This is a genomic window from Pelomonas sp. KK5 (assembly GCF_001984095.1).
GTDB lineage: Bacteria > Pseudomonadota > Gammaproteobacteria > Burkholderiales > Burkholderiaceae_C > KK5.
Genome location: NZ_LYVQ01000094.1, coordinates 1 through 24,460, shown reverse-complemented (window position 1 = coordinate 24,460; position 24,460 = coordinate 1). Strand labels below are relative to the sequence as shown.

Here is a 24,460-nt window from a genome sequence, read left to right as displayed (position 1 = left end):
CCGCCGCCGAAGGCCCCGCCGGCCGAGCCCGTCGACCGCAACCAGGTCGAGAAGGTGACCACCGCCAAGAGCGCCTTCGATCGCACGCACGTCGGCCCCAAGGGCGCGAACCTGTTCGCCGCGATGGTCGAGCGGCTGATGCGCGACAGCGTGCCGGCGCTGGCGCCGTATTTCCGATGAAACACCTGGCCCTGCTCGCGCTGCTGTCCAGCGCTGCCGTCATGGCTGCGCCGCAACTGACGGCGGAGCAGGCGCGGCAGTTCAGCCGCACCGAAGTGCTCGGCTACGCCGGTGAACCGGGTCATGAAACCGCGGACCGCTGGGATCCGCTGGCCGAGGCCTTCCCCACGGCCAGGCCTGACTACGTCGTTGACGGCTCCGCGAAGGAGGACGGCCGCCGGCGCTTCCGCACCATCCAGGCCGCCGTCAACCAGGCCATCGTCGATGCCGCCAGGCCGCGCGTGCGCATCCTGGTCCAGCCCGGCGTCTACCGCGAACTGGTGTACGTGCCCGCCTCGCCCACCACCGCCATCACGCTGGAAGGCGCGACGACGGACGCCAGCGACACCGTCATCAGCGCCGGCCTCGACGCCGCCGTCACAGGCGAGGCCTACGCGCAACAGTACGGAGCGCAATTCGCCGGCATGGCGCCCGCGATCCAGGCGATGCACGAGTCGCTGAAGAAGCGCCCGATGCTCGGCACCTTCGGCAGCTACACCGTCTGGGTCCGCAATGCCGGCTTCCAGGCCCGCAACATCACTTTCGAGAACGCCTACCGCCGGCCGGCCGCCGCACCCTGCGTGGATGACTGCCGCGCCACGCCGCAGGTCTCGCACCAGGCCGTCGCACTGGCCGTCGACGGCGCCGATAAGGCCCGCTTCGAGAACGTACGCCTGCTGGGCCTGCAGGACACGCTGTTCATGAAGGCGCAGGACGGCGGCCGCACCGCCCGCGTGTTCTTCGACCGCAGCTACATCGAAGGCGATGTGGACTTCATCTTCGGGGACGCCACCGCCTTCTTCTACCGATCGGAGATCCGGCAGCTCGGCGGCCGCGAGGCCAGCTATGCCGGCGCGCCGGACACCAATCTGAAGACACGCTACGGCCTGGTCTTCGAGCACTGCCGCTTCACATCCCAGGGCGGTTCCAGGTTCTACCTGGCCCGCCAGTGGTTCCACAACCAGAAGTGCACGCCCTTCGGCAAGATGGAACTGCCCGGCTACCGCTGCGTGCTGGGCGAGACCAGCGCCTACACGGCGCCCGTCGGCACGATCAACAAGGCGGTGCTGGAGACCGTCGGCAAGATGGTGGTGCTGAACTCCGAGATCGGCCCGCACATCGACAAGGCTCGCCCCTGGTCCGACTGGAACCAGAGCGGCAAGCTGTCCTTCCGCCCGGTGCAGTTCGACTCGGACGACTACTGGCGCCACCTGCTCGAGGTCGGCATCGACCCCGTCAAGGATCTCGGTTATGCCGGCCGTCCGAACCCGCCGCTGATCTTCCTCGGCGAGTACAACAACCAATATGGGGCGAACTGAAGTGGAATCCGAATCCAAGCTGTCCGAACGCAGAGGAAATACCGAGAGACGCAGAGGCCGCAGAGCTTCTGAGACTCTCTGCGCCCTCTGCGTCTCTCGGTCTTCTCTCTGCGTTCCGGAAACTGATTTCATGCGTCGCGAGTGCCGCAAATGCGGACTGGACAACTGAAGTGAAACATCAGAGCGAACTCGGCGATGAACCGTTCGCCCTGAGCCTGTCGAAGGGCTGGTCCGACAAGGCCGAGGCTTCGACAAGCTCAGCCCGAACGGAGTTCGTTTCATCGGTCGCGGGTGGCGCGCAGCGCCATGGACAACTCATATGAATCTCCAGCGTCGCACACTGCTCCATGCCGCAGCCAGCGTCGGTCTCGCCGGCGGCGCCGCGCTCGCCCGCCCCATCGACCCCTGGACCCAGGCCCAGGACATCATCGACCGCTTGTCGAAACCGCTGCCCTTTCGCGACGAGGACTTCGACATCACCGCCTTCGGCGCCCGCCGCTGCGAACTGGTGAAGGTGCGCGCCTTCGTCTCACATCACGAGCAGGCGATGGTGGACACGCCCGCGCCCGAAGCGCCGGACTGCCACGGCGCCGTCGCCAAGGCCATCGAAGCCTGCCACGCTGCCGGCGGCGGCCGCGTCGTGATCCCCGCCGGCGACTGGTACTGCGCCGGCCCGATCCGGCTCCTGAGCCATGTCCATGTGCACCTGAAGGCCGGCGCCCACGTCTTCTTCAGCCAGCAGCCCGAGCACTACGCGAAACACGGCGACTTCGACTGCGGCCCGCACGGCAAGCTGGTGCGCTCGCGCTGGCAGAGCAACGACTGCCTGAACCTCAGCTCGATGGTCTACGCCTTCGGCCAGGACCATATCGCGCTGACCGGCGAGGACTGGACCAGTATCCTCGACGGCCAGGGCGGCGTGCCCTTCAGCGAAGGCGAGGACTGCTGGTGGACCTGGAAGGGCCACAACAAGACCATCGGCGCGGTCGCGGCGCAGGCGACGACGCCCGGCTACAAGACCGGCCGGCCCTCGGGCGCCAACATCAACCCGATCAACCCGGAGTCGCTCGCGGCACTCGCACCGGGCCTCGGCGACGCCGAACGCGCGCTGATCCAGGGCCCGGGCCAGCGCTGGCGGGCCGACGAGTTCTTCCTGCCCGCGCTGTCCGAGGCCGGCGTGCCGATCGAGCGACGCGTGTTCGGCCTCGGCCACTACCTGCGGCCCTCGATGATCCACATCATCGGCTGCACCAACGTGCTGCTGGAGGGCTACCAGGTCACCAACACGCCCTTCTGGCAGCACCACCCGGTCCACTGCCGCAACCTCGTCATCCGGCGCGTGCACGCCAACAGCCTGGGCCCCAACAACGACGGCTTCGACCCCGAGGCCTGCGACCATGTGCTGGTCGAGCATTGCACCTTCGACACCGGCGACGACTGCATCGCAATCAAGGCCGGCAAGAACCAGGACACGCAGTACGGCCCCTCGCAGAACATCGTCATCCAGCACTGCACGATGCAGAGCGGCCACGGCGCGGTGACGCTGGGCAGCGAGATGGCCGGCGGCATCCAGAACATCTATGCCCAGCACCTGCTGCTGCAGAACATCCACTGGCAGACCAACCCGCTGAACACGGCGATCCGGCTCAAGACCAACATGAACCGCGGCGGTTACCTGCGCAACTTCCATGTGCGGCATGTGCAGATCCCGAACGGCGTGCAGACCACGCCCTCGTTCTACGCCTCGCTGCCCGGCTCGCCGATCGCCTCGCGCACCGTCGCCACCGCGGCTGGTGCCGTCGTCACCTTCGACTGCGACTACACGCCCACCAGCGACAGCGTGCGCACGCGGCCGCCCGCGGTCTCGAACGTCCACATCTCGCACGTGACGGTCGGCAACGTGGCCCGCCCGGGCGGCGCCCCGGCCTCCTGCTACCAGGCCGTGGTGATCCTCGGCCCGGTCGCCTCCGACTACAACGGCCCGCAGCCGATGCCGCAGGTGCTGCCGGTCAGCGAGGTGAGCATCAGCGATTGCGACTTCGGCACGCCGGTCAACGCGGCGCAGCCGATCTATCTCTACAACGTGGCCGGACTGAAGCTGAGCAAGGTCAGCATCGGCGGCCGGATCTTCGATACGACTCTGGTGGCGCGGGCCTGACGCCCGAGGCCTTCTCTTGCACCGGCTCGACCCGCGCGGCACTGCCTGCCTGCGCGGCGCTCGCGCACCACCACGACAACATTGGAGACGACCTCATGAAGATGAAGATGGCCCTGGCCGCGCTGGCCGGCGCAGCGCTGCTCGCCTCGCCGGCGTTCGCTGCCGACGTGCTGCCCGCCGGCACCCTGATCACCGCCAGCGGCACGCCGCTGCTGGGCCTGGCCCACGGCTTCGCCGACGAGCCCGGCACCAACGTCACCCCGCTGGTGGCCGACGATCTCGAGTACATCAGCGCCGACTACGCGATCGCGGTCGACTTCTTCACCGACGGCCGCGTGCAGGTCTGGAACAACACCGGCGCCACCAGCGTGCCGGGCTCGTATTCGCTGACGTTCACCTTCGACGGGGCCGCATTGAGCGGCTTCTCGCTGCTGGACACCAGCGCCGTCACCGCGGGCCTGCCGAGCGCCACGCTGGTGGATGCCCACACGATCCGCCTGAACTTCAGCAACCTGGCCACCGGCGCCGAGTTCGACAGCTTCACCGCGCAGATCACCGCCGCTCCGGTGCCGGAGCCGGCCAGCTATGCGCTGCTGGGCGCCGGCCTCGCATTGCTGGCCTTCGCACGCCGGAGGACCCAGGCATGAGGCAGCTCAGCACCATCGCCCTCGCCGCTGCGCTCGCCACCGGCAACGCCCTCGCGATCGACGTCGCCCAGCAGACCGCCCCCGCCGACGGCTTCGGCGCCGGCACCATCGGCGGCAGCGCCGCCACGCCGGAGCGCATCTACACGGTCCACAACCGCGCCGAGCTGCTCAACGCGCTGGCCAATGCCGGCAACCTGCCCAAGATCATCAAGGTGGCCGGCACCATCGACATGACCGAGGGCCTGCCCTACGCCAACACCGCCGACCAGAAGGTCCGCTCGCGCATCCGCCTGACCAGCAACACCACGCTGATCGGCGAAGGCCCCGGCGCCGGCTTCATCAACGCCTGGATCGACATCACCAGCATCAGCCAGGTGATCGTGCGCAACCTGCACATCGTGGCACCCTGCGACGTGGGCCCGGTCTGGGACCCGACCGACGGCGCCACCGGCAACTGGAACTCGGCCTACGACGCGATCGGCATCGTCACCGCCACCCAGGTCTGGATCGACCGCAACACGATCACCGACGACCCGGTCAGCGACGACACGCTGCCGATCGAGAACGGCAAGACCAAGCAGTGCCACGACGGCGCGATCGACATCACCAAGGGCGCGGACCTGATCACCGTCTCCTACAACGTCGTCACGCGGCACGACAAGTCCATGCTGATCGGCGGCTCCGACAGCCTCACCAGCGACGCCGGCAAGCTGCGCACCACCATCGCCAACAACGTGTTCGACGGCGTCACCCAGCGCGTGCCGCGCGTGCGCTTCGGCCAGGTCCACGTCTTCAACAACTACTTCACCGGCAGCAAGTCGGCCGTGGTCTACCCGCATCTCTACAGCATCGGCGTGGGCAAGGATGCGAACATCATCTCGAACGCCAATGTGTTCGCGGTCGACGGCGCCGTCGGCTGCGACAGCGTGATCAGCTATCCGACGCTGACGCCGACCGGCGGCATCTTCCAGGACAGCGGCTCGCTGCTGAACGGCGCGGCGATCAGCGGCTGCACCGTCGCCAGCGGCGCCGGCTTCGTGCCGCCCTATGCCTACAAGCCGCGGCCGGCCGCCCTGGTCAAGGCCAACAACCTCGCCCAGGCCGGCGCCGGCAAGATCACCACGCAGATCGCCGGCAACGGCAATGTCTACGACGTGGCCGGCACGAAGCTGCCCGCGGCCAAGGAGACCGCCGTGCCGAGCGACACGCGCATCGCGCTGTCCTTCGACGCGCCGCCGACGATCGGCACCACGGGCAAGATCAGCATCTACCGCGTCAGCGACGATGCGCTGGTCGACAGCATCGACCTCAGCAACGCGCCCTCGTCCACCGACACCCAGGCCGTGCTCGCGCGGACCAATCTGGAGATCGACGCGATCGGTTTGGGCGCGATGCCGGAGAACGCTCAGTTGGCGCGTTATGTCTGGTACCGCCCGGTCAGCGTCAAGGGCAGCACCGCGACGATCCGGCCGCACAGCGGCAAGCTGGACTTCGGCACCGCCTACTACGTGACCATCGACGCCGCGGCGCTCGCCGGCACGATCAAGGGCGGCGCCTTCGCGGGCATCAGCAAGGCCGACGGCTGGACCTTCACCACCCGCGCCGCGCCGGCCAGCTTCACGCAGGTCAGCGTGGACGACACCGGCACCGCCGCCGACTTCCGCACGCTGCAGGGCGCGCTGAACTGGGTGATGAAGTACTGCTCCACCACCAGCGCCGCGAGCTACGGCTGCAACACGGTGGCCACGCCGAAGACGATCACGGTGGCCAACGGCACGTACACCGAGATGAACCAGCTGCGCCGCGTCTCCAACCTCAGCGTCATCGGCGAGAGCCGCGACGGCGTGGTGATCGGCGACGACAACTTCGAATCGCTGAACTCCGGCAGCGGCGCCAGCAGCACGACGCCGGGCACGGCGCTGAGCACCTCCGGCAAGACGGTCGGCCACCGCGTGCTCGGCGGCGGCCGGGCCTCCTGGCTGATCGAGAGCTGCGACCTGCTGACGCTGCAGAACTTCACGCTGCAGAACCCGCACGACCGCACGACCTCCTGGGACAACCAGGCCGAGACGCTCTACTTCAACACCGGCACCACGGCCGCCGCGGGCCGGCTCGTCGCCAAGCAGATGAACTTCCTGAGCCAGCAGGACACGCTGCAGCTGAAGGGCTACAACTGGTTCTACCAGTCGCTGATCGCCGGCAACGTGGACTACATCTGGGGCAGCGTGATGGCCACGCTGTTCGAGGAGAGCGAGATCCGCTCGGTGGCCGACGCCGCCAGCAATTCGCCGGGCTATATCGTGCAGTCGCGCGCCACCGCCGGCGACAAGGGCTTCGTGTTCCTGAACAGCCGCCTCACGGCCGGGCCCGGCGTCGGCGCGGCGTATCTGGCACGCAGCGGCGGCACGACGAGCACGACCTATGTGGACGACGTGGCCTTCGTCAACACGAAGATGGGCGCGCACATCCTGCCGGTCGGCTGGTGCGTGGGGACCGGCGTGAGCAAGACGGGTACCGGCACGGGAAGCTGCAGCAGCAACCCGCCTTCATGGTCGGGCACCGCCGACGGCGGCACGACCGATGCGGCCGGCTGGCGCGAGTTCAACAGCATGGACGCCAACGGTGCACCGCTGGACCTGAGCGGCCGGCTCGGCGCGACGACAGTGAAGGTCAACAACGTATCGACGGCCAACCAGCAGGCCAAGGTGATCAGCGATCCGACCGGCCTGGCGACCCGCGCCGAGGTGTTCTACAACTCGACGATCGCCACAGGCGCGGCGGGCGGCTGGGCGCCTGTGCCTTAGCCGAGCAGTCGGGCGAGGCGCTGCAGGGCGGCCTCGTCCAGACGGCCGCTCTCGCGCGCCAGCTTCAACTGGCGGCGCGAGAACTCCCGATAGAACGCGCCATGCGATCCCCCCAGCGCATCGAGCGCCTTCAGGTGCGCGGCCACCACACCCGCATCGCCACGAGAGATCGGCCCGGCCAGCGCGCCCGGCAGCCCGCGCGCGGCGGCGGCATCCAGCGTCCCCCGCGCCAGCGGCAGCAGCGCATCGAGGGTCAGGTCTTGCGCAATGCCGATCGCCGCCCACACCTGCACCGCCTCGTCGAGCATCGACAGCAGGAAGCTCGCCGCGAAGCTGGCGGAGCCGTGGTACGCCGCCCGCGTGCCCGGGGCGATGGCCAGCGGCTTCATGCCCAGCACCGCCGCCAGGCGCCGCAGCTCGGCGGCGAGCGCCTCGTCCTCCGCCTCGATGCCCACCACGCTGCCCGGCAGCAGGGCCAGCGCATGCTCCGGGTCCGCAAAGATCTGCAGCGGATGGAAGCCGCCGACCCGCGCGCCGGCCGCCTTCGCCGGCGCCAGCGCGGCCAGCTCGGTCGCGCCGCTGCAATGCACAGCCGCCTGCCCCGCGCGCCAGGGCAGCGCGGCGGCCAGCGGGGCGATCGCGTCGTCGGGCACCGTCAGCAGCACCAGGTCCGCGCACTCCACCGCCGCCTCGGCGCTGGTCGCCAGGCAGGCGCCACCCAGGCGATCGGCCAGCGCCTCCGGCGGCGTGCGGCCGGCCACGGCGCAGATCGATTCACCGGCGCCGGACAGGGCCAGCGCCAAGGTGCGGCCCAGGCGGCCGGTGCCGATAACGGCGATGTTCAGCGTCATGCTCGATCAGGGCTTGACGAACTTGAGCGTCATCCGGTCGCTCTCCCCGATCGCCGCGTACTTCTCGCGGTCCTTGTCCTTGTTGGTCCAGGTAGGCGGCAGCGCCCAGACGCCGCCCTCGTGGTCCGCCGTGTCCTTCGGGTTGGCGTTGATCTCGCTGCTGCCGGCCAGCTTGAAGCCCACGCTCTCGGCCAGCTTCACCACATAGCTCTGGTGCAGGTAGCCGGTGCTGGCCGTCGCATCCTGCGGGCGCGATTCGGGCAGGCGGTGGTCGGTGACGCCCAGCACGCCGCCGGGCTTCAGCGCGTCGAAGGCGGCCTTGTAGACGGCGCGGGTCTGGGCCTCGCCCAGTTCCACCCAGTTGTGCGTGTTGCGGAAGGTCAGCACCAGGTCGGCGCTGCCCGGCGGGCCGAAGTCGAAGCGGCCTGCCTTGGCGTCCAGCATGCCCACCTTCACGGCGCCGTAGACGGCCGGCCGGGCCGCGAAGCGCTGCTGCTGGCGCTGGCCGCCGGGGCTGGCCGGGTCCGCGCCGGCCACCAGCAGCCTGCCCTTCTCGCCGAGGTAGGTCGCCAGGATCTCGGTGTACCAGCCGCCGCCGGGCACCAGCTCGACCACCGTCTGGTCCTGCCGGATGCCGAAGAAGCCCAGCGTCTCGACCGGGTGGCGCCACACGTCGCGCGCCCGGTTCTCCGGCGCGCGCCAGGTGCCGGCCACCGCGGCCTGCAGGGTGGCGTCGGCCGCCGCGGCCACGCCGCTGACACCAGCCAGCAGCATCACGGCCAGCAAGGTCTTGCCCATCGTCCCTCTCTTCATCGAGCCCCTCCGTTTTGGAATGCCGCAGTATGGCGCCTGGGCCTGTTCGCACTACGGCAAGGGGTCGCGTTGTGATCAAAAGATCCGCAGACAAGGCGCAAACCGGAGTCGGGTTCGATACCCGACGAGGATTTGCAACGCGGGATGCGGTTCTTTTGATCACAACCCTCCGGGAAGGCCCGGCGCCAGGGGCCATTCGTTGTTGCAGACCTTGCCCGCACATAAGTGCGGGCGGCGGCCTGCGCCTAGACTGGCCCCTGGCGCCGGGCCTTCGCGACCCCTTGCCGTAGTGCGAACAGGCCCTGGTGCGAAACTTCCATTTCTGACAAATCCGTCAGCAGCCGGACAGCGTGGCGTTGCCGCCCCTTGCCTACAGTCCCGGCCAAATCCCTTCCTGTGTCCATGCGAAGAAGAACCTGCACCTACACCGCGGCCGTCGCGCTAACGCTGATTCTCAGCGCATGCGCGGTGGGCCCCGACTATGTCCGGCCCGCCACGCCCGCGGCCCCCGCCTTCAAGGAAGACGGGCCCTGGCGCCCGGCCGCCAACGCCGCCGCCATGGCCACGGAAGCCGGCGCCTGGTGGAAGGGCTTCGGCGATGCGCGGCTCGATGCGCTGGTCGACGAGGCCAACGCCGCCAACCAGACCCTCGCCGCCGCCCAGGCCCAGTACGCCCAGGCGCAGGCGCTGCTGCAGGGGGCGCAGGCGTCCTGGTATCCGACGGCGGGCCTGTCCGCCTCGGCCAGCCGCGCCCGCACGATCTCCAACGGCCAGCGGGTGCTGGGCGACAGCCACGCCTGGTCGCTCTCGGCCAGCTGGGAGCCGGACTTCTGGGGCCGCGTGAGCCGCCAGGTCGAGGCTGCCGGCGCCACCGCCCAGGCCAGCGCGGCGGACCTCGCCGCGGCGCGGCTGGCAGTGCAGGCCTCCGTCGTCAACAACTACGTCCAGCTGCGCCTGGCCGACCAGCAGAAGGCGCTCTATGCCCGCACGCTGGAGGCCTACCGCAAGTCGCTGTCGATCGCGCAGGCGCAGTTCAGGGCCGGCACCAATACCCGCTCGGATGTGGCGTTAGCCCAGGCCACGCTGTCCGGCGCCGAGGCGCAGGCGATCGACATCGACCTGACCCGCCGCCAACTGGAGCACGCGCTGGCCGTGCTGGTCGGCAAGGCGCCGGCGCAGTTCGCGCTGGAGCCCGCCCCGCTGGCGCTGGAGCTGCCGGGCACGCCCGAGCTGCTGCCCTCCTCGCTGCTGGAGCGCCGCCCCGACATCGCCGCCGCAGAAGCCCGCGTGGCCGCCGCCAACGCGAACATCGGCGTGGCCCAGGCCGCCTGGTTCCCGCACATCACGCTGGGCGCCTCCGGCGGCTACCAGGGCGCCGGCTTCGGCAACTGGTTCTCGGCCCCGGGCCAGGTCTGGGCGCTGGGCTCGACGCTGGCCGCCACGCTGTTCGACGGCGGCCTGCGCAAGGCGCAGAACGCCCAGGCCCGCGCCGCCTTCGATGCCGCCGCCGCCACCTACCGCCAGACCGTGCTGGCCGGCTTCCAGGAGGTCGAGGACAACCTGGCCGCGCTGAACGACCTGGCGCAGGAGCGCGTGGCGCAGGAGCAGGCCGTGGCCGCCTCGCGCGAGGCCGAGCGGGTGGCGCTGAGCCAGTACCGCGCCGGCACCACCAGCTATGTCTCGGTGGTCACCGCGCAGACGCTGGCGCTGACCAATGAACGCACCTCGCTGCAGCTGCAGGCGCGGCAGTACGCCGCCAGCGTCGCGCTGATCAAGGCCAGCGGCGGCGGCTGGCAGGCCACGCCGCTCGCATCCAACAAGTAAATGAATCGAAGAATCATGTCCGCTCCCCAACATAACTCCCAGACTGCGCAGACCGGCAAGACCTGGATCTGGCCGGTGGTCGCCGTGCTGGTGATCGTCGGCGCCCTGTGGGCCTCCGGCGTGTTCAAGTCCGACCCGGCCAAGAAGGAACGCCCGCAGCAGCCGCCGGTGCCGGTGCGCAGCGCGGTGGCCAAGAGCGAGACCGTGCCGGTGGCGCTGGTGGGCATCGGCTCGGTGCTGCCGGTCTCCTCGGTGACCGTGCGCACCCGCGTGGACGGCCAGCTCGACAGCCTCGGCTTCAAGGAAGGCCAGGACGTCAAGGCCGGTCAGGTGCTCGCGAAGATCGACCCGCGCACCTTCCAGGCCGCCGTGCAGCAGGCCGAGGCCCAGAAGGCCCGCGACGAGGCCCAGCTCGCCAATGCCCGCGCCGATCTTGCGCGCTACGGCCAGCTGATCAAGGAAGACGCCACCAGCCAGCAGCAGCTCGACACGCAGAAGGCGCTAGTCGCCCAGCTCGCCGCCACCATCAAGACCGACGAGGCCGCGATCAACGCCGCCCGCGTTCAGCTCTCCTTCACCACCATCGTCGCGCCGATCAGCGGCCGCGTCGGCGCCCGCCTGGTGGACGCCGGCAACATCGTCCACGCGGCAGATGCCGCCGGCCTGCTGGTGATCAACCAGATCGACCCGATCGCGGTGCAGTTCAGCCTGCCCGAAAGCAACTTCCAGCAGATCAACGCGGCGCTGCGCAACAGCAAGGGCGGCGAGAAATCCATCGTCGTGGAGGCGATCGACCGCGGCAGCCGCGAGGTGCTGGCGACCGGCCACCTGGTGCTGCTGAACAACGCGATCGACACCACCACCGGCACGATCGCGCTGAAGGCCAACTTCGCGAACGCCGCGCACAAGCTGTGGCCCGGCCAGTCGGTGGACGCACGCATCGTGCTGGGCCAGCAGGACAGCGCCGTCACCATCCCGGCCGGCGCCGTGCAGCGCAGCCAGGACGGCAACTTCACCTACGTGGTCGAGCAGAACGGCACCGTGCGCATGCAGCCGCTGGACATCAGCGAGACCGTCGGCGAGAAGGCCGTCGTCGCCAAGGGCCTGCAGGCCGGTGAGCGCGTCGTGACCGACGGCCAGTACCGCCTGCAGCCGGGCGCGAAGGTGGTGGAAGCCGGCGCGGCATCGGCCAAGGCGGCTTCGGGCGCCGCGTCCAGCGCCGCCTCCGGAGCATCCAAGTGAGCATTTCGACCCATTTCATCAAGCGCCCGATCGGCACGACGCTGCTGGGCCTGGCGGTGCTGCTGATCGGCCTGGCGGCCTGGCCGCTGCTGCCGGTGGCGCCGCTGCCGCAGGTGGACTTCCCGACCGTCCAGGTCACCGGGCGATTGCCTGGGGCCAGTCCTGAAACGATGGCCGCCAACGTGGCCCAGCCGCTGGAGCGCCAGTTCTCGCTGATCCCGGGCCTGACGCAGATGACGTCCACCAGCTCGCTGGGCCAGACGCAGATCTCGCTGCAGTTCGACCTGGACCGCGCGATCGACGGCGCCGCGCTGGACGTGCAGACGGCCATCAACGCCGCCACCGGCCAGTTGCCCAAGAACCTGCCCAGCCCGCCGAGCTTCCGCAAGATCAACCCGGCGGACACCTCGATCGTCGTGTTCGCCGTGCAGTCGCCGGTGCTGCCGCTGATCCAGGTCAACGACTACGCGGACAACGTGCTCGCGCAGCAGATCTCGCGCATCAAGGGCGTGGGCATCGTCAACATCTTCGGCCAGCAGAAGCCCGCGGTGCGCATCCAGGTGGACCCGGCCAAGCTGAAGAACCGCGGGCTGTCGCTGGAGGACGTGCGCGGCGTGATCGCCAACGCCACCGTCAGCAGCCCCACCGGCACGATCGACGGCGGCGCCCAGTCCTTCAACATCTCCACCAACGACCAGATCCTCAAGGCCAAGCCCTGGAACGACGTGGTGCTGGCCTACAAGAACGGCGCGCCGATCCGCATCCGCGACATCGGCGTGGCCATCGACGGCCCGGAGAACTCCAAGCAGGCCGCCTGGGCCTATGCCGGGGCCGGCGCCGACGCGGACAGCAAGGTCAACAACGGCCGCACCATCCTGCTGGCGATCACCAAGGAGCCCGGCGCCAACGTGATCGAGACGGTGGACCGCATCGAGGCGGCGCTGCCCAAGCTGCGCGAGTCGATCCCGCCCTCGATCAGCATCAACAAGCTGATTGACCGCACGCAGACGATCCGCGCCTCGGTCAAGGACGTGGAGTTCACGCTGCTGCTGTCGATCGGCCTGGTGGTGCTGGTGATCTTCGTGTTCCTGCGCGACGTGGCGGCAACGATCATCCCGAGCATCACCGTGCCGCTGGCGATTCTCGGCACCGCGGCGGTGATGTACCTGCTCGGCTACAGCCTGGACAACCTCTCGCTGATGGCGCTGACCATCGCGGTGGGCTTCGTCGTCGACGACGCGATCGTCATGCTGGAGAACATCTACCGGCATATCGAGGAGGGCGTGCCGCGGATGGAGGCGGCGCTCAAGGGCGCCGCGGAGATCGGTTTCACGATCGTCTCGATCTCGGTGTCGCTGGTGGCCGTGTTCATTCCGCTGCTGCTGATGGGCGGCATCGTCGGCCGGCTGTTCCGCGAGTTCGCGGTGACGGTGACGCTGACGATCGCGGTCAGCGTGGTGGTCTCGCTGACGCTGACGCCGATGCTCTGCTCGCGCTTCCTGCGCAACACCCACGACATGCCGCACGGCAAGGTCTTCATGGCCTTCGAGCGCGGCTTCGACTGGATGGTGGACGGCTACAAGCGCGGCCTGCACTTCGTGCTGCGCCACCAGTTCGCCACGCTGCTGAGCTTCATCGCCACGGTGGCGGCGACGGTGGCCCTGTTCATCGTCATCCCCAAGGGCTTCTTCCCGCAGCAGGACACTGGCTTCATCGGCGGCCAGGCGGTCGCCGGGCAGGACACCTCCTCGGTGGCGATGTACGAGCGCATGCGCCAGCTGGCCGACATCGTGCGGCAGGACCCGGACGTGACCGGCTTCGGCGTAGCGGTGGGCAACTCCACCTTCAACCAGGCCAACCTGTTCATGGGCCTGCGCCCGAAGGAGGAAGGCCGCACCGCCACCGCCGACGAAGTGATCGCGCGCCTGCGGCCCAAGCTGGCCAAGGTGCCCGGCATCACGCTGTACATGCAGGCCGGCCAGGACATCAACGTCGGCGCCCGCCAGTCGCGCACGCAGTACCAGTACACGCTGGTGGACACCAACCTCGACGAGCTGAACACCTGGGCGCCGAAGATCACCGAGAAGCTGACCACGCTGCCGGGCCTGACCGACGTGACCAGCGACCAGCAGAATGCCGCGCCGATGGCCTCGCTGACGATCGACCGCGAGCGCGCCTCCACCTACGGCATCACGCCGGCGCTGATCGACTCGACGATCTACTCCGCCGTCGGCCAGCGCCAGGTCGCGCAGTTCTTCACCCAGCTCAACAGCTACAACGTGGTGCTGGAAGTGACGCCCGAGCTGCAGCGCGACATCCGCCTGTTCGACCAGCTCTACCTGACCTCGCCGGTCACCGGCCAGCAGGTGCCGCTGTCCACCTTCGTGAAGGTCGACAATTCACGCACCGGTTACCTGACCGTCAACCACCAGGGCCAGTTCCCGGCGGTGACCGTCTCGTTCAACCTGCGGCCCGGCACCTCGCTGGGCGAGGCGGTGGACCTGATCAACAAGGCGCAGGCCGAGATGCGCGTGCCGGCCACGCTGTCGGGCAGCTTCCAGGGCACGGCCCAGGCCTTCGGCGACTCGCTGCGCACCCAGCCCTACCTGATCGCCGCGGCGCTGATCGCCGTCTACATCGTGCTGGGCCTGCTGTACGAGAGCTACATCCACCCGCTGACCATCCTCTCCACCCTGCCCTCGGCCGGCGTGGGCGCGCTGCTGATCCTGATGGCGGGCGGCTACGACCTCTCGGTGATCGCGCTGATCGGCATCATCCTGCTGATCGGCATCGTCAAGAAGAACGGCATCATGATGGTGGACTTCGCGCTGCATGCCGAGCGCGACAAGGGCATGAGCCCGCAGGACGCGATCTTCGAGGCCTGCGTGCTGCGCTTCCGCCCGATCATGATGACCACCATGTGCGCGCTGCTCTCCGGCCTGCCGCTGATGCTGGGCCACGGCGCCGGCTCCGAGCTGCGCCGGCCGCTGGGCTACGCGATGGTGGGCGGCCTGATCCTGTCGCAGATGCTGACGCTGTTCACCACGCCGATCGTCTATCTCTACCTGGACCGCGGCCACCACTGGTACGTGAAGAAGAAGGAAGCGCGTGAGGCGCGCAAGCGCAAGGCGGCCGGCGGCAACACGGAGGCATTGGCGAAGTGAGAGTCCTGATCGTCGAGGACGAGCGCAAGACCGCGGAGTACCTGGAGCAGGGCCTGCGCGAGCAGGGCTGCTCGGTGGATCTCGCCTTCGACGGCATCGACGGCCAGCACCTGGCGCTGCACTACGACTTCGACGTGATCGTGCTGGACGTGATGCTGCCCGGCATCGACGGCTTCGCGGTGCTGAAGTCGCTGCGCGCGGTGAAGAACACGCCGGTGATCATGCTGACCGCGCGGGACGGCGTCGAGGACCGCGTGCGCGGCCTGCAGGGCGGCGCGGACGACTACCTGGTCAAGCCCTTTTCCTTCCTCGAGCTGTTCGCGCGGCTGCAGGTGCTCACGCGGCGCGGCCGCGCGCAGGAGACGACGCTGCTGCGCGTGGGCGACCTGCAGGTGGACCTGATCGCCCGCAAGGCCACGCGCCGCGGCCAGCGCCTGGAGCTCACCGCCAAGGAGTTCGCGCTGCTCGCGCTACTGGCGCGGCGCCAGGGCGAGATCCTGTCCAAGACCGTGATCGCCGAGATGGTCTGGGACATGAACTTCGACAGCAACACCAACGTCGTCGAGGTCGCGATCAAGCGCCTGCGCGGCAAGATCGACGCGCCCTTCGACAGCGAGCTGCTGCACACGATCCGCGGCATGGGCTACGTGCTGGAGGACCGCAGCGGCGAGTCGCTGCCGCGCCCATCATGATGGCGAAGCCCTCGATCGCGGTGCGGCTGGCCGCGATGTTCGCGCTGGCCTCGATCGTCGGCTTCACGCTGATCGGCGCGGCGCTCCACCATGTGCTGGCCCGCGAGCTGGCCCGCCACCAGAACGACCAGATCACCAACCGCATCGCCGACCTGGGCTATGTGCTGGAGCACGCCCGCAGCCCCGGCCTGGGCGAGCGCATGCGCCAGAAGCTCGACGCCCTGGAGTCGGCCGGGCCGCGCACGCGCGTCTGGATGTGGAGCCAGGACCCCGCCTTCCGCTACGGCGCCAACGCGCCCGAGATGCTGCAGCGCGCGCGCGCCAGCGGCCCCGGCGCCGAGATCAACGTCGCCGGCGGCTGGATGCGCGTGCAGGCCCGCACCGTCCCGGCCAACGACCTGTGGCCGGAAGTCCACTTCGTCGTCGGCGTCGACAGCCAGCCCTTCCTCAACACCTTGCACGCCTTCGAGAAGGCGCTGCTGGCGCTGACCCTGACCGGCACCGCACTGGCCGCCGCTCTGGGCTGGTGGATCGCGCGGCTGGGCCTGGCGCCGGTGGCGCGGCTCTCCGCCGACGCGCAGGGCATCGGCCCCGGCAACCGCGCCCAGCGCCTGCAGCTGCCGGCGCTGCCGCGCGAGCTGGCCGACCTGGGCCTGTCCTTCAACCAGGCGCTGGACCGGCTGGACGCCGCCTACCGGCAGCTCGAGACCTTCAGCGACGACGTGGCCCACGAGCTGCGCACCCCGCTGGCCAACCTGATCGGCCAGACCCAGGTGACGCTGGCGCGCGAGCGCGACGCGGGCGACCTGCGCGAGGTGCTGCAGAGCAACCTGGAAGAGCTGGAGCGGCTGCGCGCGATCGTGGCGGACATGCTGTTCCTGGCTCGCGCCGAACAGGGCGCCAAGGCGCGCAGCCTGGTCGACGCTTCGATCGCTGCGGAAGTGGGCAAGACGGTGGAGTTCCTCGACGTGCTGCTGGAGGACGCGGGCATGTCGGTCAACGTCAGCGGCGACGCCACTGCCCCGATCGAGACCTCGCTGTTCCGCCGCGCGCTGACCAACCTGCTGCACAACGCGATCCAGCATTCGACGCCGGGCGCGCGGATCCAGGTGGACATCGGCCAGGTCGAGGGCCGCGCCCGCGTGCGCATCACAAACCCCGGCGGCCCGATCGCCCCGGCCCAGCTGACGCGCCTGTTCGACCGCTTCTACCGGCTCGACACCTCGCGGCCCAACAGCGACGAGAACCACGGGCTCGGGCTGGCCATCGTCAAGGCGGTGGCCGCCATGCACCGGGGCGAGGTGTTCGCGGAGTATGCGGAGGGGCAGGTGACGATCGGCTTCAGCGTGGCGCTGCTGCCGGTCCCTGGAGCAGGCGCCAGCCCGTCTCCCTGACGAAATCCTCGTAGCCGACCGGCGCGCCCAGCCGCTCGTCCGGCCCGTTGGCCACGATGAAGGCCCAGGCCCGGCCGGCGCGCTCGTCGTACACCAGCTTGAACAGGTGCGAAGGCACCCACACCCGATCCGGCCCGATGGTGCGCAGCGGCCCGCGGAACAGCGGGCCCGAGAACACGTACACATCGCCCTCGGCGCGGCGCAGCACGTACTTGCGCGTGTCCTTCTCGGCCTTCAGCCAGGCGCCCTTGCGATTGCTCTGCGGATCCTGCGGGACCATGTTGGACAGCGCGAAGGACTGGATCATCGAATCGCGATCGGGCTGGTCCGCGGCATTGGCAAGGTGGCCGCGGTCCAGGCCGGAGCCGCGGTAGTCGACCAGCTCGGCGCGCTCGCCCGGCGGCAGGCGCGGGTCGGCATAGAACTCGTCGCTGCGGGCCTCCCCCTTCGCGTCCTGCAGCATCGCGCGGTTCAGCCGCTCGACGACCAGCAGCGGCGTCTTCGTCCGCCCCGAGGCGAGCACCGCGAAATGGTTGGCGCACAGGCCCACGGCCCGCCAGCCGGGCTCCGGCGCCGCGACCGGCCGCCGCTGCGGGAACAGCTGCGGGCAGCGCTCGAAGCCGGGCACCGGGGCCGCGTCCGCGCCGCAGGTCAGGATCAACAGGACGGGAAGAAGAAGGACGAGGAGAGAGGCGCGGCGCGGGATCGGAACGGGCATCGGAACGGAAGCAGGGAAACCGGATCAGGCGACAAGACCTGACCCCTACCGCTCGAATGCTACGTTATGTCCGAGACCGTCACGGAACTGCCACATTCGCCCCGTAGCCTGCTCGGACCACCACCGGGAGGCCCTCGTGCTCGCCAGCAATACCGAACTGATCCGCCGCATCCACGCCGACCTGGCGGACAGCTACGACGAGGAACTGGAGCTGGAACTCGACGACGGCGATGCCGCGGACACCGGCGCCGGCAATGGCGACCGCCAGCGCTACTTCCGCGAGCTGTTCCGCCTGCAAGGCGAACTGGTCAAGCTGCAGGACTGGGTCCAGCAGACACGCCACAAGGTCGTCATCATCTTCGAAGGCCGCGACGCCGCCGGCAAGGGCGGCGTGATCAAGCGCATCACCCAGCGGCTGAACCCGCGCGTGTGCCGCGTGGCCGCGCTGCCGGCGCCGAACGACCGCGAGCGCACGCAGTGGTACTTCCAGCGCTATGTCTCGCACCTGCCGGCCGGCGGCGAGATCGTGCTGTTCGACCGCAGCTGGTACAACCGCGCCGGCGTCGAGCGGGTGATGGGCTTCTGCGACGACGCGCAATACGAGGAGTTCTTCCGCTCGGTGCCCGAGTTCGAGAAGATGCTGGTGCGCTCGGGCATCCAGGTGATCAAGTACTGGTTCTCGATCAGCGACGAGGAGCAGCACCTGCGCTTCCTCGGCCGCATCCACGATCCGCTGAAGCAGTGGAAGCTCAGCCCGATGGACCTGGAATCGCGCCGCCGCTGGGAGGCCTACACCCAGGCCAAGGAGGTGATGCTGGAACGCACCCACATCGCCGAGGCGCCCTGGTGGGTGGTGCAGGCCGACGACAAGAAGAAGGCCCGGCTGAACTGCATCCACCACCTGCTGGGCCAGATGCCCTACCACGCCACCGAGCACGCGCCGATCGAGCTGCCCGAGCGCGAGCGGCATGACGACTACATGCGCCGCCCGGTGCCGCAAGACATCATCGTTCCGGAGATCTACTGATCATGACCATCCACGCACCTTCGCTGGGTCATGCACCCCAGCACCCTCCGCACGAGTCCAGGCCGCAGCTGGACAGCAGGACCAGCCCGGTCACGATCATCGTCTTCATCGGCCTGCTCGCCATCGGCCTGCTGTTCACCGGCTACAGCATCACGCACGACATCGCCGAGGCCGGCTCCGCGCTGAAGTCCTGGGTGCCCTACCTGCTGCTGGGCGTGGCGCTGCTGATCGCGCTGGGCTTCGAGTTCGTCAACGGTTTCCACGACACGGCCAATGCGGTCGCCACCGTGATCTACACGCACTCGCTGCCGCCCAATGTGGCGGTCGTGTGGTCGGGCGTCTTCAACTTCCTCGGCGTGATGGTGAGCAGCGGGGCGGTGGCCTTCGGCATCATCGCGCTGCTGCCGGTGGAGCTGATCCTGCAGGTGGGTTCCAGCGCCGGCTTCGCGATGGTGTTCGCGCTGCTGATCGCGGCCATCCTGTGGAACCTGGGCACCTGGTGGCTGGGCCTGCCGGCGTCCAGCTCGCACACGCTGATCGGCTCGATCATCGGCGTGGGCATCGCCAACGCGCTGATGCACGGCCGCGACGGCACCAGCGGCGTGGACTGGGGCCAGGCCACCAAGGTGGGCTGGTCGCTGCTGCTGTCGCCGCTGGTGGGCTTCGGCTGCGCCGCGCTGCTGCTGCTGGTGCTGCGAGCCTTCGTGAAGAACCGCCAGCTCTACGACGAACCCAAGGGCAAGACGCCGCCGCCCTGGTGGATCCGCGGCCTGCTGGTGCTGACCTGCACCGGTGTCTCCTTCGCGCACGGCTCCAACGACGGGCAGAAGGGCATGGGCCTCATCATGCTGATCCTGGTGGGCACGGTGCCGATGGCCTACGCGCTGAACCGCGCGATGCCGGTGGACCAGATGACGCAGTTCGTCGCGATGGCGCATGCCACCGAGGAATCGCTGAAGCTGAACACCAGCGTGATCGTGACCGCCGACAAGGCCCCGCAGGTGCTCAGCGACTACGTGCGCACGAAGACGCTGACGCCCGAGGTGATCCCCGCCCTGGGCGAGATGGCCGCCAGCATCGGACGCCAGGTGAAGGAACATGGCACGCTGAACAGGGTGCCGCAGGAGCAGGTGGCCAACGTCCGCAACGACATGTACCTGGCCTCCGAGGCGATCCGCTTCCTCGACAAGGACGCCAACGTCCGGCTCGACGCCGACGCCAAGGCCAACCTGAAGGCCTTCCGCACCCAGATCGACAACGCCACCAAGTTCATCCCGCTGTGGGTCAAGGTGGCCGTGGCGATCGCGCTGGGCCTGGGCACGATGGTGGGCTGGAAGCGCATCGTCGTCACCGTCGGCGAGAAGATCGGCAAGACGCACCTGAGCTACGCCCAGGGCGCCAGCGCCGAGGTGGTGGCGATGCTGACGATCGGCGCCGCCGACATGTACGGCCTGCCGGTCTCGACGACGCACGTGCTCTCGTCCGGCGTGGCCGGCACGATGGCCGCCAACAAGTCAGGCCTGCAGATGAGCACGATCCGCAACCTGGCGATGGCCTGGGTGCTGACGATGCCGGCGGCCATCCTGCTGAGCGGCTCGCTGTACTGGCTGTTCACGAAGCTGTTCTGAATCGCTGCCTAGAATCGAGGCCATGCTGATGGCCTCGAGCACCAACTACGGCTCCGACGAACACGGGCTGATCTGCGGCTACCGCTTCGCGCCGGAACAGCCGGCGGAGGCGATCGCGTCGGCCACGCAGGCCCTGCAGGACCTGGCCGCGCCGCCGGTGCCCGGCGGCTTCGTCTGGCTGCACCTGAACCTGAGCCACGCCGGCGCGCTGGCCTGGATGCGGGCGCATGCGGGCTTGAGCGAGAACTTCTTCGACGCGCTCAGCGAGGGCTCGCGCTCCACCCGCATCGAGCGTGACGGCAACACGCTGTTCGCCGTCATCAACGACGTCACCTTCGATTTCTCCTTCGACGCCAGCGACGTCGCCACGCTGTGGCTGGCCGTCAGCGAACATGCCGTCATCAGCGCCCGCTCGCGGCCGCTGCGGGCGATCGACCGGCTGCGCACGGCGGTCAAGCGCGGGGAACCGCTGCGCTCCAGCGCCGAGCTGCTGGATCACCTGCTGCGCGACCAGGCCGACGAGCTGCAGCGCGTGGTGCGCGGCGCCACCACCCGGATCGACGACATCGAGGACGCCCTGCTCGACGGCCGCCACGACGGCCACGGCGCCGAACTCTCGCGCCTGCGCCGCCTGATGGTCCGCCTGCAGCGCCTGCTCGCACCCGAGCCGAGCGCGCTGCAACGCACGCTGCAGCGCCCGCCGCGCTGGCTCCAGCCCGCCGACCTCCAGGACCTCAACGGCGCCAGCGAGGAGTTCGCGCTGGTGCTGGGCGACATTGCCGCGCTGCAGGAGCGCATCAAGCTGATGCAGGACGAATCCCAGGCCCGCGTGGCCGAGGAAAACAACCGCACGCTGTTCACGCTGACCATGGTCACCGTGCTGGCGCTGCCGATCAACCTGATCTCGGGCCTGTTCGGGATGAACGTCGGCGGGATTCCTCTCGCCGAGCATGCGCATGGCTTCTGGACCATGCTGGGCGTGATCGTGGCGGCCACCGTGGGGCTGGCGCTGCTGGTGCGGCGCAAGATCAGGCCGCGAAGAGACTGAGCTTCGCCAGCACCACGCTCAGGTCCTCGGCAGACAGGCGCAGCCCGAAACCGCCGGTGAGCTGATCCGCGATCTCCGCATCTGTGCGCAACTCGCGCTCAATCGGCGCGCCATCCAGCGGCTGCCGGATCGTCAGCCGCCGGTTGAACAGCGTCATGCGCCCGCCATCGTCGAGGCTGCGTGCCACCAGCAGGCAGCGGCCCATCAAGGCGCTCGGGTGCGTGGCTACCCACCAGTTGCCGAGCTCGTAGTCGATCGGCCGGGGGCGGCCGGGCATCAGCCGGTAGGCGTCGGTCCAGCCCTCGAAGGTGCGCGCCTGCAGCAGCAGTTCGCCATCACCGGCCTCGACCAGCCGGTGCTCCTCGTGGCCACCGGCTTCCAGCGGCAAGGGCCGCTGCGGCGCCAGAGCGCCGAAGCCGACATCGACCAGCCAGGTGCGGCCCTCGGCCTCGACGGCCAGCGCCATGTGCGTGCGCCCGGTCTCCACGTCCGCCGGCACACCGGCGCGCACGCGGCCTTCGAGCCCCAGTACCGCAAAACCCAGCGCGCGCAGCACTGCCATGAACAGCGTGTTCTGCTCGAAGCAGTAGCCGCCGCGCCGGCTGTCCAGCAGCTTGCGGCGCAGCGCCGGCAGGTCCAGCTTCGGCACGCGGCCGCAGAGCACCTCGATGTTCTCGAAGGGGATCGCGGCGGCGTGGTGCGTGATCAGCCGCTGCAGCGTGGCCAGCGTCGGCGCGGTGCCTGCGCAGAGGTCGCCGCAGCCGGTGCGGCGGGCATAGGCCGCGAGGAGGTCGTCTTCGTCCATGCGCCGATTGTGCGGTGGCCGCCGCAAGTGTTGGGGTGGCGACACGCGGGCAAGACCCGACCCCCGATCGAGTGGGCCGCGACCCGCCCGCCGCCAACGCATGAGGGGCGCACCGTCACCGAACCTCATTGATCCGACAAGCGCCCGGACGCACCGCAACAGGGCTGCAAGCAAGGCGCAAGGCACGCCGCATCGCTGCGTGCACGCGCGTGGATGGATCACGCTGGAACAGGCCTCGACCCGCGCGCCGCCCACCGGCCTGCCTATCGGGAAAGCCCCGGAGACGCACCCGACCTAACTGCCAATTCAATCGCACCCGCGGACGGCGATTGTGTCGTTCCCTTTACTTCCTCCACCCACAAGGAAACACGTGTTGCACAGCATCCACCCACGCCCCGCCGCCGATCGCGGCCGGGCTCCGATGACATCGAAGATGGTCCTGGCCGGCCTCGCGCTGGCCCTGTCCGGCGGCACGGCCCTCGCCGACTCCCGCGGCGCCGGCGAAGTCACCGCGGTCAGCGTCACGCTGATCGACCTGGATCCGAATGACGGCGTGACGCCGTCGATCAGCTTCGCCGCCTCGGCCAACGACTATGCCGGCCCCTATGCCTACGGCTATGTGCGCGCCTCGACGCCGGAAGAGGACATCTACCGCGAGTACACCCGCACCGGCGCCACGCCGACCAGCGGCGTCAGCGGCAGCAGCAGCACCGCCTGGTCCAGCGCCAGCAGCGGCGCGGCCGGTGCGGACGGCGTCGGCTTCGCGAGTCTCTCGGTCAAGGGCGAGGCGCTGAGCGGCGCGGGCATCAGCGGCGTCTACTACGCGACGAGCAATGCGCCGGCCGCCTGGTTCACGCTGTCGGCCAACACGCAGGTGGTCTTCACCGTCACCGCCTCGCTCAGCGGCCAGACCACGCTGGGCGGCGACCCGGACACCGGCTTCGTCGAGAACGGCGGCGCCGTGCTGCAGCTCGAGACGCGTGGCCCCAGCGCCGACGGCACCACCACCGTCTACGACCGCCAGTCGGCCGCCGCGGTGGCCTGGTACCTGGTGGCCGACGACGGCACGGTCAGCGGCGAGAGCCAGTCCTGGTCCGGACAACTGGCGAGCAGCTACAGCAACACCACCGGCGACGCGGTGGACGGCCGCTTCTCGGCCGTGCTGTCGGTCGCGGGCACCTCGGTCGTGGCCGCCGTGCCCGAGCCCTCCAGCACCGCGCTGATCCTCGCCGGCCTGGCCGCCGTGGGCGGCATCGCACGCCGCCGCCGCGCCTGAAGACACCCGAACACGCTGACACCATGAGCAACTTCATCGTCAATTTCCATCGCAGCCGCCTGGCCCTCGCGCTCGGCCTGGCCCTGATTGCCGGCCCCGCGCTGGCCGACAGCGCCGCGTCCGCCACGCTGGGCAATGTCCACATCACGCTGACCGACCTCGACAAGCGCGACGGCATCACGCCCTCGCTGACGATCAACTTCGGCAGCCAGCCCTACCTGAACGGCGCGGTCGGCAGCTACGGCCCCGAGTTCCTGCAGGACGGCTATGCCCACCTCGGTCGGAACGCCGGGAGCACGGTGACGGACAGCATCCAGGCCGCCTTCGCCAGCTCCAGCGCCACGATGGTCGGCGCCGACACCGTGGCCGGCATCTTCTCGATGGCGGTGGCCGGCAGCGCGGGCAGCGGTCGCGGCATCGGCTCCGGCGAGTTCGGCGCGCTGGCGGCCAACTACACCTCCTCGTCGTTCACGCTGTCTGCCAACACAGCGATCACGATCACCGTGGACGCCGTGATGCAGGTGCAGACCACGCTGGGCTACGACCCGGTCTCGGGCTCGGCCGAGCATGCATCCAGCCATGTGCAGATGTATTTCGACGGGCTGGATCCCAGCGGCAACGAGCTCTTCGACGAGGCCTACCAGGCCCTCTACGTCGACGCGACGCTGGACCCCAGCGGCGGCTTCACCGGCGCCTCGCAGGGCTGGAGCGGCACGCTGAGCATCACCCTGGCCAACACCTCGTCCCAGGCCATCGACGGCACGTTCTACAGCGAGCTGGGCGTGGGCGGCAGCTCGATCGCGGCGGCCGTTCCGGAGCCAGGCAGCTATG

19 protein-coding genes and 1 pseudogene are annotated in these 24,460 nt (G+C 69.5%); 16 read left to right on the top strand and 4 right to left on the bottom strand.

From position 1 onward, the window contains the following. From B0W88_RS33650 to B0W88_RS16080, 6 genes and pseudogenes are all read left to right on the top strand, one after another. Positions 1 to 180: pseudogene (locus B0W88_RS33650) on the top strand (hydrolase); the annotation flags it as partial. Continuing rightward, positions 177 to 1,538: a pectinesterase family protein gene (locus B0W88_RS16095; RefSeq protein ID WP_077035664.1), complete on the top strand. Its 1,362-nt coding sequence runs from the start codon at positions 177 to 179 to the stop codon at positions 1,536 to 1,538. The pseudogene B0W88_RS33650 and the gene B0W88_RS16095, both read left to right, overlap by 4 nt. Before the next feature lie 170 nt (positions 1,539 to 1,708). Next, positions 1,709 to 1,861 (top strand): hypothetical protein, encoded by a 153-nt coding sequence (locus B0W88_RS33645; protein ID WP_158080871.1) that lies wholly within the window; start codon positions 1,709 to 1,711, stop codon positions 1,859 to 1,861. Beyond that, complete coding sequence (locus B0W88_RS16090; protein WP_077035663.1) at positions 1,858 to 3,696, top strand: glycoside hydrolase family 28 protein; 1,839 nt, start codon at positions 1,858 to 1,860, stop codon at positions 3,694 to 3,696. Before B0W88_RS33645 ends, B0W88_RS16090 begins: the two co-directional genes overlap by 4 nt. A gap of 95 nt (positions 3,697 to 3,791) precedes the next feature. Next, entirely contained in the window at positions 3,792 to 4,343 is a 552-nt protein-coding gene (locus B0W88_RS16085; protein ID WP_077035662.1) for a PEP-CTERM sorting domain-containing protein, read from the top strand. After that, on the top strand, positions 4,340 to 7,147 hold the full coding sequence (locus B0W88_RS16080) for an Ig-like domain-containing protein (protein WP_077035661.1): 2,808 nt from the start codon (positions 4,340 to 4,342) through the stop codon (positions 7,145 to 7,147). Before B0W88_RS16085 ends, B0W88_RS16080 begins: the two co-directional genes overlap by 4 nt. Here B0W88_RS16080 and B0W88_RS16075 read toward each other — a convergent pair. Together B0W88_RS16075 and B0W88_RS16070 are read right to left on the bottom strand one after the other, a co-directional pair. Further along, on the bottom strand, positions 7,144 to 7,998 hold the full coding sequence (locus B0W88_RS16075) for a Rossmann-like and DUF2520 domain-containing protein (protein ID WP_077035660.1): 855 nt from the start codon (positions 7,996 to 7,998) through the stop codon (positions 7,144 to 7,146). The genes B0W88_RS16080 and B0W88_RS16075 overlap by 4 nt on opposite strands. Positions 7,999 to 8,004: 6 nt before the next feature. Next, positions 8,005 to 8,796 carry a class I SAM-dependent methyltransferase gene (locus B0W88_RS16070; RefSeq protein WP_077035659.1) on the bottom strand — a complete coding sequence of 264 codons (792 nt, stop codon included), beginning with the start codon at positions 8,794 to 8,796 and terminating at the stop codon, positions 8,005 to 8,007. A gap of 417 nt (positions 8,797 to 9,213) precedes the next feature. On the opposite strand from B0W88_RS16070, the gene B0W88_RS16065 reads away from it, so the two are divergent. The 5 genes from B0W88_RS16065 to B0W88_RS16045 are packed head-to-tail and all read left to right on the top strand — an operon-like array spanning position 9,214 to position 17,127. Further along, a complete protein-coding gene (locus B0W88_RS16065) occupies positions 9,214 to 10,635 on the top strand; it encodes an efflux transporter outer membrane subunit (protein WP_077035658.1) in 1,422 nt (473 codons plus the stop codon). Between the two features lie 15 nt (positions 10,636 to 10,650). Beyond that, a complete protein-coding gene (locus B0W88_RS16060) occupies positions 10,651 to 11,877 on the top strand; it encodes an efflux RND transporter periplasmic adaptor subunit (protein ID WP_083748823.1) in 1,227 nt (408 codons plus the stop codon). After that, positions 11,874 to 15,041, top strand: coding sequence for an efflux RND transporter permease subunit (locus B0W88_RS16055; protein ID WP_077035657.1), 3,168 nt, complete (start codon positions 11,874 to 11,876; stop codon positions 15,039 to 15,041). The genes B0W88_RS16060 and B0W88_RS16055 overlap by 4 nt, the downstream gene beginning before the upstream one ends. After that, positions 15,038 to 15,733 (top strand): heavy metal response regulator transcription factor, encoded by a 696-nt coding sequence (locus B0W88_RS16050; RefSeq protein ID WP_077035656.1) that lies wholly within the window; start codon positions 15,038 to 15,040, stop codon positions 15,731 to 15,733. The genes B0W88_RS16055 and B0W88_RS16050 overlap by 4 nt, the downstream gene beginning before the upstream one ends. After that, positions 15,730 to 17,127, top strand: a complete 1,398-nt coding sequence (locus tag B0W88_RS16045; RefSeq protein ID WP_233151730.1) for a heavy metal sensor histidine kinase — start codon at positions 15,730 to 15,732, stop codon at positions 17,125 to 17,127. The genes B0W88_RS16050 and B0W88_RS16045 overlap by 4 nt, the downstream gene beginning before the upstream one ends. Here the strand turns inward: B0W88_RS16045 and B0W88_RS16040 are convergent. After that, positions 17,075 to 17,845: a DNA/RNA non-specific endonuclease gene (locus B0W88_RS16040; protein WP_077035655.1), complete on the bottom strand. Its 771-nt coding sequence runs from the start codon at positions 17,843 to 17,845 to the stop codon at positions 17,075 to 17,077. The genes B0W88_RS16045 and B0W88_RS16040 overlap by 53 nt on opposite strands. Before the next feature lie 136 nt (positions 17,846 to 17,981). Here B0W88_RS16040 and ppk2 point away from each other — a divergent pair, with 136 nt between their 5' ends. From ppk2 to B0W88_RS16025, 3 genes are read left to right on the top strand one after another with little or no spacing between them, the layout of a single operon-like run. Then, complete coding sequence (ppk2, locus tag B0W88_RS16035; protein ID WP_077035654.1) at positions 17,982 to 18,872, top strand: polyphosphate kinase 2; 891 nt, start codon at positions 17,982 to 17,984, stop codon at positions 18,870 to 18,872. Between the two features lie 2 nt (positions 18,873 to 18,874). Next, complete coding sequence (locus B0W88_RS16030) at positions 18,875 to 20,500, top strand: inorganic phosphate transporter (RefSeq protein WP_077035653.1); 1,626 nt, start codon at positions 18,875 to 18,877, stop codon at positions 20,498 to 20,500. A gap of 22 nt (positions 20,501 to 20,522) precedes the next feature. Then, positions 20,523 to 21,548: a transporter gene (locus tag B0W88_RS16025; RefSeq protein WP_144006796.1), complete on the top strand. Its 1,026-nt coding sequence runs from the start codon at positions 20,523 to 20,525 to the stop codon at positions 21,546 to 21,548. On the opposite strand, the gene B0W88_RS16020 is transcribed toward B0W88_RS16025, so the two are convergent. Beyond that, positions 21,529 to 22,353, bottom strand: a complete 825-nt coding sequence (locus B0W88_RS16020; RefSeq protein WP_077035651.1) for an arylamine N-acetyltransferase — start codon at positions 22,351 to 22,353, stop codon at positions 21,529 to 21,531. The genes B0W88_RS16025 and B0W88_RS16020 overlap by 20 nt on opposite strands. A gap of 421 nt (positions 22,354 to 22,774) precedes the next feature. Here B0W88_RS16020 and B0W88_RS16015 point away from each other — a divergent pair, with 421 nt between their 5' ends. Both B0W88_RS16015 and B0W88_RS16010 read left to right on the top strand, forming a co-directional pair. Further along, the gene (locus B0W88_RS16015) at positions 22,775 to 23,629 is read left to right on the top strand and encodes a PEP-CTERM sorting domain-containing protein (RefSeq protein WP_233151729.1); all 855 of its coding nucleotides are present in this window, start codon (positions 22,775 to 22,777) and stop codon (positions 23,627 to 23,629) included. A 23-nt stretch (positions 23,630 to 23,652) separates the two neighbouring features. Continuing rightward, on the top strand, positions 23,653 to 24,460 hold an 808-nt coding region (locus B0W88_RS16010; protein WP_144006795.1), incomplete at its 3' end, for a hypothetical protein.